General features: G+C 70.7%; 14 protein-coding genes, 1 pseudogene and 1 riboswitch. Of the genes and pseudogenes, 10 read left to right on the forward strand and 5 right to left on the reverse strand.

Annotation, left to right across the window (positions count from 1 at the left end):
• Positions 1 to 298 precede the first annotated feature (298 nt).
• Positions 299 to 712: pseudogene (locus EFL26_RS24860) on the forward strand (SAM-dependent methyltransferase); the annotation flags it as partial.
• 81 nt (positions 713 to 793) lie between these two features.
• On the opposite strand, the gene EFL26_RS22505 reads toward EFL26_RS24860, so the two are convergent.
• Positions 794 to 1,804 carry an EamA family transporter gene (locus tag EFL26_RS22505; protein WP_123225177.1) on the reverse strand — a complete coding sequence of 337 codons (1,011 nt, stop codon included), beginning with the start codon at positions 1,802 to 1,804 and terminating at the stop codon, positions 794 to 796.
• A gap of 73 nt (positions 1,805 to 1,877) precedes the next feature.
• On the opposite strand from EFL26_RS22505, the gene EFL26_RS22510 reads away from it, so the two are divergent.
• Positions 1,878 to 2,786, forward strand: coding sequence for a LysR family transcriptional regulator (locus tag EFL26_RS22510; protein ID WP_123225178.1), 909 nt, complete (start codon positions 1,878 to 1,880; stop codon positions 2,784 to 2,786).
• Positions 2,787 to 3,001: 215 nt separating this feature from the next.
• On the opposite strand, the gene cobO is transcribed toward EFL26_RS22510, so the two are convergent.
• Complete coding sequence (gene cobO / locus EFL26_RS22515) at positions 3,002 to 3,535, reverse strand: cob(I)yrinic acid a,c-diamide adenosyltransferase (RefSeq protein ID WP_123225231.1); 534 nt, start codon at positions 3,533 to 3,535, stop codon at positions 3,002 to 3,004.
• A 104-nt stretch (positions 3,536 to 3,639) separates the two neighbouring features.
• Positions 3,640 to 3,708: riboswitch (cobalamin riboswitch) on the reverse strand.
• A gap of 251 nt (positions 3,709 to 3,959) precedes the next feature.
• On the opposite strand from cobO, the gene EFL26_RS22520 reads away from it, so the two are divergent.
• On the forward strand, positions 3,960 to 4,958 hold the full coding sequence (locus tag EFL26_RS22520; RefSeq protein ID WP_221177117.1) for a hypothetical protein: 999 nt from the start codon (positions 3,960 to 3,962) through the stop codon (positions 4,956 to 4,958).
• A 315-nt stretch (positions 4,959 to 5,273) separates the two neighbouring features.
• Positions 5,274 to 5,459, forward strand: a complete 186-nt coding sequence (locus EFL26_RS25045) for a hypothetical protein (RefSeq protein WP_425464125.1) — start codon at positions 5,274 to 5,276, stop codon at positions 5,457 to 5,459.
• Here the strand turns inward: EFL26_RS25045 and EFL26_RS22530 are convergent.
• Positions 5,441 to 5,959, reverse strand: coding sequence for a MarR family winged helix-turn-helix transcriptional regulator (locus EFL26_RS22530; protein ID WP_123225179.1), 519 nt, complete (start codon positions 5,957 to 5,959; stop codon positions 5,441 to 5,443). The genes EFL26_RS25045 and EFL26_RS22530 overlap by 19 nt on opposite strands.
• Positions 5,960 to 6,019: 60 nt before the next feature.
• Between EFL26_RS22530 and EFL26_RS22535 the strand changes: the two genes are divergently transcribed.
• On the forward strand, positions 6,020 to 6,304 hold the full coding sequence (locus EFL26_RS22535; RefSeq protein ID WP_123225180.1) for a hypothetical protein: 285 nt from the start codon (positions 6,020 to 6,022) through the stop codon (positions 6,302 to 6,304).
• Positions 6,305 to 6,317: 13 nt separating this feature from the next.
• Entirely contained in the window at positions 6,318 to 6,701 is a 384-nt protein-coding gene (locus EFL26_RS22540) for a VOC family protein (protein WP_123225181.1), read from the forward strand.
• A gap of 108 nt (positions 6,702 to 6,809) precedes the next feature.
• Here the strand turns inward: EFL26_RS22540 and EFL26_RS22545 are convergent, their stop codons facing one another.
• The gene (locus tag EFL26_RS22545; protein WP_221177118.1) at positions 6,810 to 7,472 is read right to left on the reverse strand and encodes a TetR/AcrR family transcriptional regulator; all 663 of its coding nucleotides are present in this window, start codon (positions 7,470 to 7,472) and stop codon (positions 6,810 to 6,812) included.
• A 203-nt stretch (positions 7,473 to 7,675) separates the two neighbouring features.
• On the opposite strand from EFL26_RS22545, the gene EFL26_RS22550 reads away from it, so the two are divergent.
• The gene (locus EFL26_RS22550) at positions 7,676 to 9,217 is read left to right on the forward strand and encodes an MFS transporter (protein ID WP_123225182.1); all 1,542 of its coding nucleotides are present in this window, start codon (positions 7,676 to 7,678) and stop codon (positions 9,215 to 9,217) included.
• A gap of 118 nt (positions 9,218 to 9,335) precedes the next feature.
• Entirely contained in the window at positions 9,336 to 9,953 is a 618-nt protein-coding gene (locus tag EFL26_RS22555) for an NADPH-dependent F420 reductase (protein ID WP_123225183.1), read from the forward strand.
• Between the two features lie 236 nt (positions 9,954 to 10,189).
• Here the strand turns inward: EFL26_RS22555 and EFL26_RS22560 are convergent, their stop codons facing one another.
• Complete coding sequence (locus tag EFL26_RS22560) at positions 10,190 to 10,951, reverse strand: SDR family oxidoreductase (RefSeq protein WP_183408334.1); 762 nt, start codon at positions 10,949 to 10,951, stop codon at positions 10,190 to 10,192.
• A 215-nt stretch (positions 10,952 to 11,166) separates the two neighbouring features.
• On the opposite strand from EFL26_RS22560, the gene EFL26_RS22565 reads away from it, so the two are divergent.
• Entirely contained in the window at positions 11,167 to 11,640 is a 474-nt protein-coding gene (locus EFL26_RS22565) for a hypothetical protein (protein ID WP_148046807.1), read from the forward strand.
• 121 nt (positions 11,641 to 11,761) lie between these two features.
• Positions 11,762 to 12,658: an RNA polymerase sigma-70 factor gene (locus tag EFL26_RS22570; RefSeq protein ID WP_123225185.1), complete on the forward strand. Its 897-nt coding sequence runs from the start codon at positions 11,762 to 11,764 to the stop codon at positions 12,656 to 12,658.
• Positions 12,659 to 12,743 lie beyond the last annotated feature (85 nt).

Raw genomic sequence — 12,743 nt, forward strand, 5'->3', positions numbered from 1 at the left:
CCTGGCGCTGCTGCAGGGCGCCGAGGAGATCGGCCTGCTCGACGTGCTGCGCGAGGCAACCACCACCGGCGAGCTGGCGGCGGCGACCGGCCTGACCGAGCGCCGGGCCCGCACTGTCGTCCAGGCTCTCCTGCTGCACGGAGTCGTCGCGCCCGACGGCGACGGCCACCGGCTGACCCCGGCCTGGGCGACGCTCACGGCGGAGCACGCCTTCGTCACGCTGCGCGACGCGCTGGCCTCGGCCCAGATCGAGGCCCGGCTGCTGCGCGACGTCGCGGCCGGGCCGGACTACTGGACGATGCCGGCCGCCGACCGGATCCTGTTCGCCCGGGCGATCTCGCCGAACCCGTTCTCGGCGGGCCTCGTCGAGGGTTTCCGCCAGGGGCTCGCCCACGACCCGGCCGGCGAGGTGCTGGCCGGCGGCGGGCTGCTGCTCGAGCTCGGCTGCGGGGTGGCCGGGCGCGTGCTCACGCTGCTGCAGGCGGCGCCCAAGCTCCGGGCGGTGGGCGTCGAGCTGAGCGAGGACCTCGCCGACGAGGCCCGGCTGCGCGCCGAGATGCTCGGCGTCGCCGACCGGTTCGAGGTCGTCTGCGCGGACGCCGGCGACTTCTCCCGGCCGGAGTCGTTCGACGTCGCGTTCTGGAGCCAGTTCTTCTTCCCCGACGAGGCTCGGCCCGCCGCGCTGCGCACCCTGTTCACCTCGCTGCGGAGCGGCGGTCTCGTCCAGGCGCCGCTGCTCGGCGACGACACCTCGCTCACCACCGAGGATCCCGGCCCCGAGGCGCGCGAACGCTCAGTCTTCCGCGTGATCCTCGACGGCTGGGGCGTGCCCGACCGCGACCGCGACGGGCTCGCCGCGGAGCTCGAGCAGGCCGGCTTCGTCGACGTACGGTGGGTCGGCGGCGGCGCGGCCGGTCCCCTGCGCATCGTCGCGCGCAAGCCCTGAGGAACGCCGCCAGACGGTGACCAGCACGCCGGCCAGCACGACCAGTCCGCCGACGCCCTCGGCCGGGTTGACCGCCTGGCCGAGCAGCAGCCAGCCGCTGGCCATCGCCACCGGTGGAGCGATCAGCACGAACGGGACCACCGTCGACGCCGGGTAGCGGGCCAGCAGGCCGTTGAAGATCGAGTAGCCGACCAGTGACGCCAGTACCGCGGTGTACGCCGTCGAGGCGATCGCCTCGGGGCCCAGGTGGGCCAGCGCGTGGCCCACCGTGCTCGGCCCGTCCAGGGCGAGGCTGAGCACGAACAACGGCACCGGCACCACGAGCGACGACCAGACCACCAGGGAGAGGCCGGACGAGCTCGGCACCGCAGCGCGCCGCGCCACCACGTTGCCGATGCCCCAGGAGAGGGCCGCGGCGACGCAGAGGCCGAGCGCACCGAGCGGCACGTGGCCGCCGCGGCCGGCGCCGACGACCACCAGTCCGGCTGAGGCCAGCAGGATCCCGCCGACCTGGCGGCCCGTGGGCCGCTCGCGCAGCCACACCGCCGCGATCAGCACCGTGAAGAGCACCTGCGCCTGGAGCACGAGCGCGGCGAGGCCGGGCGGCATGCCCAGGTGCATGGAGGTGTAGAGCAGCCCGAACTGGCCCAGCGACATGAACGTGCCCACCGCGGCCACCACCCGCCACGAGACCGCCGGACGCGGGACGAGGAAGACCGCAGGGACGACGACCGCGGTGAACCGCAGCGCGACGAACAGCAGCGGCGGCACGCCGGTCATGCCCCACTCGATCACCACGAAGTTGAACCCCCAGATCACCGCGACGAGGGTGGCCAGGAGCGCGTGCCGGAGGTCCATGCCGACCAGTCTCGGTTCCGCGATCGTGAAGCACCAGCGATTTGATCTGCGCGAAACCATGTAGCCTGCCTGCATGATGGATCTCGCCGCCCTCCGCTCGCTCGAGGCCGTGCAGGCACACGGGTCGGTCGTCGCGGCGGCCCAGGCCCTCGGCTTCACGCCGTCCGCGGTGTCCCAGCAGATCAAGCGCCTCGAGCGGCAGTCGGGGGTCGAGCTGCTCGAGCGCGTCGGTCGTGGCGTGATCCTCACCGGACCCGGCCGGGTCCCGGTCGAGGAGGGCGCACGGATCGCCGCGGACCTCGAGCGCCTCGAGACCGACCTGCACGCACACGCCGGCGAGGTGACCGGCGACCTGGAGCTGGTCGGGTTCTCGACGTCGATGCGGGGCCTGATCGGGCCCGTCGTCGCCGACCTCGCGGCCGCGCACCCGGCCCTGCGGATCAGGCTGCGCGAGCTCGAGCCCTGGGACGCCGTCGACGAGGTGGCCCGCGGCCAGGCCGACGTCGCGCTGGTGCATCGCTGGGGAGACGTGGTGCTGGAGATCCCGGAGCACCTGGACCGACGTACGGTGCACCGCGACGAGGCGGAGGTGATCCTCCGCGCGGACCACCCCCTCGCCGACCGTGACCGGCTCACCCCGCTCGACCTGGCCGACGAGCCGTGGATCGCCACGCCCGAGCACACGATCTGCCGCCAGTGGCTCTCCCGGATGTACGCCGGCACCGGCCGGCTGCCCCGCATCGAGCACGTCGCGATGGAGTTCGCCTCCCACCTGGCACTCGTCGCCGCCGGGCTCGGCATCGCGCTCGTGCCGCGCCTCGGCCGCGGACCGCTGCCCGCCGGGACCACCGCCGTGCGCGTCCACGACCCCGTCCCGGCCCGCCAGACGATCGCGATCTGGCGCCACACCCAGGCCCGCTCCCCCGCTGTCAGAGCGGTGGTCGACGCCCTCGGTGCGGCAGCCGAGCGGCTCGGCAGCTGAGGATCGGGGGCAGCCACGGCTCGTGGGGCTGCACGGCGACCGGCCCACCCAACCGCAGGCGCCCGCTGCAGCGCGGGGTTGTCGTCGCATGGCGCGCTGCCGGCGGCGTACCAGGCGACGTCAGACCCGCGGCAGAAGTGGCGTCGCCGGAGGCATCGACTGCGCGTGGGCCACGGGATGGCGGCGGCACTGGCCCACGGCACGCCCCGTCGGGCTCAGTACTCGATGCCCTTGCGGGCCCCGATGCCCTCGTCGTACGCGTGCTTGACCTTGCGCATCTCGGTGACCGTGTCGGCGATCTCGACGAGCTCGGGGGCGGCGTCCCGACCCGTGATGACGACGTTGGTGCGCGGGTGTCGTCCGACGACGGCATCCACGACGACCGCCGGATCGAGCCACCCGTAGGTGATCGTGTACGTGAGCTCGTCGAGGATGAGGAGGTCGTAGTCACCGCTGCTGAGCTTCTCCGCGGCGACCTCCCAGGCGTGCCGGTTCTTGGCCGCCGACTCGTCGAGGTCCTCGGACTCCCAGGTGAAGCCGTCGCCGAGGGTGTGCCACTCGATGCCCAGGTGGTCCGCGAGCTTCTTCTCGCCGACCTGCCAGCGGCCGCCCTTGACGAACTGGACGACGGCCACCGTCCAATCCCGCGCCCAGGCGCGACCCATGACACCGAACGCGGCGGACGACTTCCCCTTGCCGTCCCCGGTGTTGACGAGCACTCGCGTCTGCGTCCGCGACTTCGCTTCCATGATCATCCTCCGAACGTGGGGAGGACGAGGCGTGCTCGCCGCGACACCGCCGGGTGTCGAAGCGATCCGCCCTTCCTCCGAGGGACAGCCGCTGGACGTGTGTCAGGTGGTCGGTCTCATCCCCGGAGGGCATCACCGTTGCGGGACAGCGCCGGGTTCGCACCGGCTTCCCTGCCAAACGCCATCGCGCCGCGCACCGCGGCGAGATGGCCGGACGCTACCACGGCCCTGTGCCTGCTCTGCTGGCCAAGAACGCCGGTGCCATCTTTCGGCACGGAGCTGATGGGACGTCACATCGCCGGGTGTCGGTGTCTGCCGAGCCCGAGACCGGTGCGGGTCACGATGACTGCTCCCGGCCGGGTCGCCTTCGGTCCGCGATCGCCGCGTCTGTGTTTCCACGCTGCAGCGGCGGGTAACGAGCCCCATGGAATCGATCCGCGTCGGACTCGTGGCTGATCCGGCCGCGCCGACCGACATCGCGCGACGGATGACAGACCTGAGCCCGGTGGACGGCTCCGGGGCTTGGGACATCACCGTGGTCAGTCAGCCGTTCACCACCGGCTCGGAGGAAGTCGCGACCGCGATGGGCCGACTGCAGCACCAGGCTCGCCAGCACGACTGGGACTACGTCGTCGGCCTGACCGAACTTCCACTCCACGATCACGAGGGCAACCACCTGGTGGTCGAGTCCGATCCGGACGGACGGACCGCGGTGCTGTCCCTGCCTGCCTTGGGCGGACTGCGGATGCACGCCCGCGCCCGTCGCGCGGTGCGCTCGCTGGTCGATGCGATGGCAGGCCCGAAAACGGACGACGAGCACCGCGTCGCTCTCTCGCAGCCCCGCGGTCGCCCACGCGTGCTCCTCGGCATGGTGCTCGCCAACCGTCCGTGGCTCCTGGTGCCAGGGCTGAAGTCTGCACTCGTCGCCGCGCTGGCCACCGGAGCCGTGGCCACGATCAACTCGACGGTCTGGCTGCTTGCGGACTCGCTGGCGTGGTGGCGGTTGGTGGTGGCGACGGTCGTTTCGGTGATCCTCGTGGTCGCCTGGCTCGTGATCGACGGTGAGCTGTGGGACCGGCCCGACGACGACTCGCCCCAGGCGCGGGAAAGGTCGCGGATGTACAACGCCTCGACACTGGTGACGCTGATGGTCGGGGTGTCGATCTGCTACGTCGCGCTCTACCTCGTGAACCTTGCCTGGGCCTTCTTCGTCCTGGAACCCGGGTTGATGGGCAGCTACCTCCACGCCCAGCTCGGCTACGGCGACTTCTTCGTTCTGGCTTGGTTCGTCGCCTCAGCGGCCACCGTGGGCGGAGGCCTCGGCTCCGGACTCGAGTCGGACGAGGCGATCCGCGCCGCGGCGTACTCCAAGCGCGAGGAAGACCGGCGCGGCCGCCTCGCGCGTGATCAGCCTTCCAGGTAGTGAATCGAGGACTCGCACGGAGCGCGGTTCGGTAGTCGACCGGGAACTCACCTTGATGCATGAGGCGAGAACCGACCGCCGCGACCTCAACCGTGGCGTCGGCAGGCTGCGTCGATCCGCACTCCTCGCACGGCCCGGGGCCGCGCGACCGCCCCCCATCCTGATCTGGCGTGCAGTAGGCACGGAACGCACCCATCGGTCCGGAATGCGCACTCCCGTTCCGTCGGCTCGCCCGGAGCGCCGGGTCGCTGCCGCGGAGCCGGCGAGCCCGGCCGCGAGCACCAGGCCGAGCGCGGTGGCGACGACCGATCACCCGTGCCGGTCCGGGGCGACGTGGTGCTGCCGAAGCGCCTCGACGCAGCCGTCCAGGCGGCCGCGTACTTCGTCGTCAGCGAGGCGGCTGTCCGCAAGCACGTCGGCAACATCTTCGCCAAGCTCGACCTGCCCGGCGGGACGGACCGCCGTGTGTCCACGGTGCTCGTCTACCTGCGCGGGTCGTAGCCGGCGCCCGGCCCTCCCCCATCGGTCGTCACCGGGTTCGGCGCGCGCGTGGACACGCGCTTCCAGATCCGGCGCAGCGTGCGCCGGTCCGCAGGCGAGGTCGCTGAGATCAGCGTCCTGCGCAGGACTGCGTTGTGGGTCGGCCGGGCTTCCTGCAACGCGCGGTCGCCGTCGTCGGTGAGCACCGTGAACCACTTGCGACCGTCGGCGGGGTCGGCCTCGCGCCGCACCAGGCCGTCGCGCTCGAGGCGCGTGACGAGGTGCGTCGTTCCCGCGGGGCTGAGGAGCACCCGCTCGGCGAGCTCGGACATGCGCAACCGGTGGTCGGGGGCGTTGAACAGGGTGATCAGCACGTCGAACTCGATGACAGCGAGGCCGTGGTGACGCCGGAGGTCGGCGTCGAGCTCCTGGAGAACCGAGCGGTGGAGCATCATCAGCGCTCCCCAGGACTCCCACTCCTCCGGGTCGAGGAACTCGTGATCGGGTCTTGACGTGGCCATGCCCCTGAGTATATTTCGTTTCGTACGAAAATACTATCTCGGCCTTGAGAGGAGACAGTCATGACGTTCGGAGTGGTTCATCACTTTCCCGGCGGCACTCGGGAGAACTACGAAGCATCCATCGCGGCGGTGCATCCCGCGGACGGGCTCCCCGACGGCCAGATCTTCCACGCGGCCGGTCCCTCGGCCGACGGTTGGACCATCGTGGCCATGCACGAGTCCCAGCAGAGCTGGGAGGCCTTCCGCGACGGCGTCCTGATGCCCCGGATGCAGGCAGGCATCGAGGGCGGCTTCCCGACGCCGCCGGAGGAAACCGTCTTCGACGTCACCACGCTCCAGCCCTGAGGGGGCACCGACCATGCTCAACCACAACCGCGTCTCCGCCGTCCTCGTCTCGACCGACCTCGAGCGGAGCCAGACCTTCTACACCGACAAGGTCGGACTCACCCTCTCGCCGGAGACCATCAAGAACCACCTCGTCTTCGAAGCCGGCGACGGCACGAGCCTCTTGATCTACGGCCGTCCGGCCGGCAACAAGGCGGACCACACCCAGGTCCGGTTCTGGTCGAACGACATCGAGAAGGACGTGGCCGCGCTCGCTGCCAGCGGCGTCGAGTTCGAGGAGTACGACACCGACACGTTCAAGACCGTCGACCACATCGTCACCACCGCCGGCATCGGGCGTTCGGCGTGGTTCAAGGACCCGGACGGCAACACGATCGCGGTCTTCCAGCCCGAGTAGCAGCTCGGAGGCACGCCCGGATGTCTCGAGCTCCTCGAGCTCGCCTGGCCCGACCGCTGGGGAGAGTCATCGCCCCGGCCGCGCTGCCATCCTCCGGTTCCGGAGGCCCTACTTCACCTTGCTGAGATGGACCATGGCGTCGTAGAGCTGCTCGTCCGTCATCGGCGGCTCGGGGATCGGATGAGCCCGCTCAGCCCGATAGGCGTCCAGCATGAGGTGGAGCTGGCGTCTCCAGGCCGTGGGGGCCTTGGCGCTCGTGGCGTCGATGATCCGGCCGTTGGACCAGATGAGGTTGACGATGTCGGCCTGCGTGATGTCGGCGCGAGCCTTGCCTGCCGCCTGGGCTCGGGTGAGAACGGTCTCGATCTGCTGGCACATCACGTCGTGGATGTGCTCGGTGTGGGCGTTGCCGGGGAAGCGGCGAGAGAGGAAGTCGTTGAAGCCTCGGTCCCCTGCCTGCACAGCGAACAGGTTCTCCAGGTAGGAGGTGAAGGCGTCCCAGGGATCAACCATCTCCAGGGCCTGGGCGGCTCCGTCGAGGAAGGCCTGCAGTCGAGGCTCGAGGGCGGCCAGGAGCAGGTCCATCCGTGTGGGGAAGTGGCGATACAGGGTGCCGATGGCGACGTCGGCGTCGCGGGCGATCTTCTCCAAGGAGGCATCCACGCCGTGGGCGGCGAACTCGGCCTGCGCCGCGGCGACGAGCCGGTCACGGCGCTCCCGGGCGTCGCGGCGCAGCGACCGCTGCATCGGCGCGACGTCGGTCTGGCTCACTCCCCCAGTCTACGACCACGCTGAGGGTGGCCTCCGCTTCGCGTCCTCCGGCGAGCCGCTCAGCAGTCGATCATCGAGCTTCTCCCTCAATTCGAGGCACCCCTCCGGAATAGATCGAGGCACCCCTCCGCTTACACCGGTAACAGTGAACCGGAGGGGTGCCTCACCATGGCGCTCCGACTTGACCCCCCAGGAGTGAAGAGATGAGCACCAACGAGCCCTTCGGGGCCTCCGGCACCTTGGTGGCCCCCGAAGCCGTCGACGTGCAGTCCACGGCCCCACCCAACCCCCACCACGAGCGACGCTGGCTGGCGCTCGGCGTCATCCTGATCGCCCAGATGATGCTCCTGCTGGACGCGACGATCGTGAACGTCGCTCTGCCCTCGATCCAGGCAGACCTCGGCTTCTCCGACGACACCCGCCAGTGGGTCGTCACTGCCTACCTGCTGGCCTTCGGAAGCCTGCTCCTCCTCGGAGGACGGCTGGCCGACGCGTTCGGCCGCAAGAACATCTTCATCGTCGGCCTCGTCGGATTCGCGATCGCCTCCGCAGTGGGTGGCGCGGCCCCCAACATCGAGACGCTCGTCACGGCCCGCGCGGTCCAGGGCGCTTTCGCCGCGGTCATGGCGCCTGCTGCGTTGTCGCTGATCACGGTGATCTTCACCGACCTGAAGGAGCTGAGCAAGGCGTTCGCGATCTTCGGCGCGGTTGCAGGAGGCTCCTCGGCAGTCGGCCTGATGTTGGGTGGGGTGCTGACCGACTATGCCAACTGGCGCTGGACCTTGTACGTCAACGTCGTCTTCGCCGTCGTCGGGATCATCGGTGGCCTCGCGCTGCTGCACAACTCCTCCGAGCCCAACAGGCCCAAGCTCTCTGTACCGAGCACGATCCTGGGCACCGCGGGGGTCTTCGGGTTGGTCTTCGGAGCATCGAGAGCCGAGACCGATGGTTGGGACGCGGCAGTCACGCTGACCTCTCTCGTCGCCGGCGGCCTTCTGCTGATCGTCTTCGTCGTGTTCCAGAGGATCGACCGTCACCCGCTCGTCCCGGTGCGCGTGGTCGCCGACCGCAACCGCGGCGCCGGCCTCCTGACGCTCCTGCTGGGTCAGGCCGGGGTCTTCGCCCTGTTCCTGTTCCTGACGTACTACTTCCAGGGCGTGTTGGGCTACTCCCCGATCACGACCGGGCTCGCGTTCCTGCCGATGATGGTGACGGTGGCCGTGGTCGCGACGCTGACCCAGAGCGTGCTGGTGCGGCACCTGACCATGCGCGCCATCGTCGCCGGCGGTTTGACCATCGGCGGAGCCGGGGCGGCGTTGCTGACCCAGGCCGACGCGAGCAGTCAGTACGCGGCCTGGGTGCTGCCCGGCCTGATCCTGGCCGGGGCAGGCATCGGGTCGGCCATCGTGTCAGCGGTCGCGCTCGCGCAGATGGGTGTCGAACCGCGTGACGCCGGCGCTGCGGGCGCGCTCAACAACGTCTCGCAGCAGCTCGGCGCGGCGCTCGGCATCGCCGTGATCAGCACCTTCGTCGCCACCGCCCACAGCAACTACCTGGTCGACCACGGCAGCGCCGCGGTCGTCGACGCGACCGTGCACGGGTTCACCATCGGCTACTGGTGGGCCGCGGGCGCCTTCTGGGCGGGTGCCGTCATCTGCGGCGCCCTGATCAGGGGTGGCACTCGGTTCCACACGGAGCCGGGTGAGCCCGAGCCCCTCGACGAGATCGCCGGCGGACTGATCTGACCACAGCACCTGGTGGAGGGCGCCCCGATGCCCACACGGATCGCGGCGTCACCGCCCGGGCAGGCACCACTCGCTCCACGCACGATCACCAACCACACACCACGGAGGAACATCCATCATGACCACCATCAGCATCATCGGTTCGGGCAACATGGCCACCGCCATCGGCACCCGGGCAACGAAGCACGGCCACACCGTCGAGCTCATGAGCCGCGACACCGCCAAAGCCCAGGCACTCGCCGACCAGATCGGCAACGGCGCCACGGTCGGCGCTTTCGGCGCTCGGCCGGCCGGTGACATCGTCATCGTGGCCGTCCTCCACGCCGCCGCGGCTGGCGTCGTGGCGCACTACGGCGATGCCCTGGCCGGCAAGGTCCTCGTCGACATCACCAACCCGTTCAACGCCGACGCCAGCGGACTCGCGACCACCGTGGACAACTCGGTGTCCGAGCAGATCGCCGCAGCCGCCCCCGCGGGCACACACGTGGTGAAGGCGCTGAACACGATCTTCGGTCACGTCCTTGCTCACGACACGCCGCTGGACGCGTTCCTCGCCGGCGACGGCGCCGAGGCGAAGGCACGTGTCGCGGAGTTCCTGGAGAGCTTGGACCTGCGGCCCCTCGACGCAGGAGGGCTCGAGATGGCCCACACCCTCGAGTGGGCCGGCATCCTCCTGATGGGCCTGGCACGCAACGGCGCCGGCTTCGACCTCGCCCTGGGCGCCGAGGTCCGCTGACCCTCCCTTCCAGGTCTGGGCGGACCGGCTCGTTCGGTCCGCCCAGACCTGCCTTGACCACGGCAGCGGGGAGAGCCGGCGGTGGTCCGGGTGACGAGCGGGTCCAGTCGCTCTCTGCTTCCGGCGTGGCGAGGTCGTCGCCCCGGTGAAACCCGGTCAGACCCGTTCTTACCTGCGACTCGACCCGGACGCGCTCCGCTGCTGCGAAGTGCCAGGCGCTCCGGCGGGCAGTCCGGTCAGGCCGACCGGGTCTTCACCTGGCCGCGCCACCGGGCGAACGAGCTGCTGGTCTCCGCCCAGGCGGGGAGCAACGACTCGTCGCCGGAGCGCAGGCGCGCGCCCATGAACAGCGCATGGGTGTCGGGTACGACGGGCCTGGTGTCGTGCTGGGCCGCGAGCACCTCGCGGGCGAGCGCGTCGAGGAACCAGTCCTCCGGCCCGGCCAGCTCGAACGACCCGTTCAGCGGCACACCGCGCGCGAGACGACACAATGTCGCGGCCACGTCGTCCGCCGAGACCGGGCGCACCCGGACGGGAGGCAGCCGCACCATGTGGGTGGTCGCGACGTGGTCGACGAGCCTGGGGACGTTCTCGTAGAACAAGGTCGTCCGGAGCACGGAGTGCGGGATCGGTGACTGCGCGACCAGCTGCTCCTGGGCGACCTTGCCCCGGAAGTAGTTGCTGTCGAGCCGCTCCGCCCCGATGACCGACAGGCCCACGTGGTGTCGAACGCCAGCGGACTCCTCGGCACGCAGCACGCTGCGGGTGCAGGTGTCGAAGAAGCTCAACCCCTGCTCGTACTCGTACGACGGGCGGTTCACGTTCAACACGTCGACGACGACGTCGACCCCGTCGAACGCCTCCCGGAGTCCCTCACCGGAGTAGGCGTCGACCCCGGTCCTTCGCGAGGCGACGCGAACGTCGTCGCCGTGATCCCGCAGCAGCCTCACGACCCGCGCGCCGATCAGGCCAGTACCTCCGACAACAGTCACGTGCATGGGCTCGACCTTTCTCTCGGGATGTCGACGTGTTGACCGGAGACCGAGCCCGGATGTGACGACACCCGTGCGATGTCACAGAGTCGTGGCCGATCCGGTCACAGATGCAGCGCAGGAACCCGGAGAGGAGGGTCGTCGCGTTGGCCGCACCGTCAGACTCGGACGCGGGGCCACGATGTCGCTGCGGGTGTCCCTACCTCCGCGGCCTCGTCCTGATGCCTGTGGTCCTGACCGTGTCCGAGAGCCGCGGTGTTCGCCTCGTCGGGCCGCCGATCCTCGACCTGCCGGTCGAGTCCCTGGTCTGCAAGGCGTGTGACGGGCGAACCGTGACCCGCGACCTGCCTCCGATCGGCATCGACGTGGCCGCGGTGCTCGAGCAGCTGGCCGGGGTCGGGCGATCCGACGTCGCGGCGCCCGGGACGCACGACGCGGCGCCGACCTGCGCGTGCGGCGCGCCGGACCTCACCTGGTCGACCGTCGTCCCACTCACGGTCCACACGGCCGGCACGACGATGACCGGCGAGGTCCCCACGACACCGTCGTCGGCATCTCCCACCGGCATCCTGTCGTGTGCCGCGTGCTCGGGATCCTGGGACGCCACGCACCCCGACCTCCCAGCGCGCATCCTGAACGCGTTCAGCGCGTTCGACGCTGCGCTCTCCCGCGGAGAGGTCGGCATCGATGGGTGACAGGCGCGATCTGGTGCGGCCGGCGCGTCGGTGGGACGCTGTCGACGAGGGTTCGGCCGCCACACGCGCCGGTTCCCCTGGTCGTCGAGGTGATCCGATCGCGGGCAAGGACGAGACCGACATGACGTCAAGCAAGGCCGGTGACGAGTCCGGCGCAGGCATCGAGGCGGCGATCGGCGCGTTCAACGAGTCGCGGCCACGCCTGTTCGGCATCGCGTACCGCATGCTCGGCAGCGTCGCCGAGGCCGAGGACATCGTCCAGGAGGCCTGGGTGCGCTGGCAGGGAACCGACCGCAGCGTCGTGCGCAACCCCGCGGGATTCCTGACCACCGTGACCACCCGACTCGCACTGAACACCGCCGAGTCCGCACGCGTACGACGCGAGCAGTACGTCGGCCCGTGGCTGCCCGAGCCCGTCGACACCAGCGCCGACCCGAGCCTCGGCGCCGAGAGGGCCGAAGCCCTGGAGTCCGCAGTGCTGGTGCTGCTCGAGAAGGTCAGGCCTGACCAGCGGGCGGCGTACGTGCTGCGCGAAGCCTTCGACTACTCGTACGACGAGGTCGCCGACATCCTGGACACGTCCGCGGCGAACGCCCGTCAGCTGGTCAGCCGCGCGAAGAAGTCGGTCCAGTCCGACCGCAAGGAACCGGTCGACCCGGCCACGCACCGGACCCTGCTCGAGGCGTTCGTCGCGGCCGCCCGCGACGGGGACGTGAAGCGGCTCGAGCAGGTGCTCTCCGCGGACGTCGTCAGCACCACCGACAGCGCCGGAGAAGCCCCTCGGGCGGCCCGCCGGCCGGTCAGCGGGCGGGACAACGTCGCCCGGTTCATCGCCGGGTGGTCCGACTGGTGGGAGGGAACGACCCTGTCGTGGGTCGAGACGAACGGCCAGACCTCGCTGCTCGCCCGACGCGACGGTGCCCCGGCGGTCCTCCTCAGCGTCAGCGCGTCGGGCTCCGGCATCGACCGGATCATGTGGGTGATGGCGCCCGACAAGCTCACGCGCGTCCCGGCGTAGCGAGAGGTCGAGCGCCGCATCGGTGTCACAGCCGCGAGGCCTCCCCGGTCAGTAGGGCGGAGGCGGATCAGCCGCGCTCGTCGGA

Origin of the sequence: Nocardioides pocheonensis, from assembly GCF_003725535.1 — a bacterium.
In the GTDB taxonomy this organism is placed as follows: Bacteria; Actinomycetota; Actinomycetes; order Propionibacteriales; family Nocardioidaceae; genus Marmoricola; species Marmoricola pocheonensis.

Excerpts from the sequence above, each read along its gene's own strand:
- EFL26_RS22505 (WP_123225177.1), bottom strand. The coding sequence starts at position 1,804 with ATGGACCTCCGGCACGCGCTCCTGGCCACCCTCGTCGCGGTGATCTGG.
- EFL26_RS22510 (WP_123225178.1), top strand. The coding sequence starts at position 1,878 with ATGATGGATCTCGCCGCCCTCCGCTCGCTCGAGGCCGTGCAGGCACAC.
- cobO (WP_123225231.1), bottom strand. The coding sequence starts at position 3,535 with ATGGAAGCGAAGTCGCGGACGCAGACGCGAGTGCTCGTCAACACCGGG.
- EFL26_RS22520 (WP_221177117.1), top strand. The coding sequence starts at position 3,960 with ATGGAATCGATCCGCGTCGGACTCGTGGCTGATCCGGCCGCGCCGACC.
- EFL26_RS22530 (WP_123225179.1), bottom strand. The coding sequence starts at position 5,959 with ATGGCCACGTCAAGACCCGATCACGAGTTCCTCGACCCGGAGGAGTGG.
- EFL26_RS22535 (WP_123225180.1), top strand. The coding sequence starts at position 6,020 with ATGACGTTCGGAGTGGTTCATCACTTTCCCGGCGGCACTCGGGAGAAC.
- EFL26_RS22540 (WP_123225181.1), top strand. The coding sequence starts at position 6,318 with ATGCTCAACCACAACCGCGTCTCCGCCGTCCTCGTCTCGACCGACCTC.
- EFL26_RS22550 (WP_123225182.1), top strand. The coding sequence starts at position 7,676 with ATGAGCACCAACGAGCCCTTCGGGGCCTCCGGCACCTTGGTGGCCCCC.
- EFL26_RS22555 (WP_123225183.1), top strand. The coding sequence starts at position 9,336 with ATGACCACCATCAGCATCATCGGTTCGGGCAACATGGCCACCGCCATC.
- EFL26_RS22560 (WP_183408334.1), bottom strand. The coding sequence starts at position 10,951 with ATGCACGTGACTGTTGTCGGAGGTACTGGCCTGATCGGCGCGCGGGTC.
- EFL26_RS22565 (WP_148046807.1), top strand. The coding sequence starts at position 11,167 with ATGCCTGTGGTCCTGACCGTGTCCGAGAGCCGCGGTGTTCGCCTCGTC.
- EFL26_RS22570 (WP_123225185.1), top strand. The coding sequence starts at position 11,762 with ATGACGTCAAGCAAGGCCGGTGACGAGTCCGGCGCAGGCATCGAGGCG.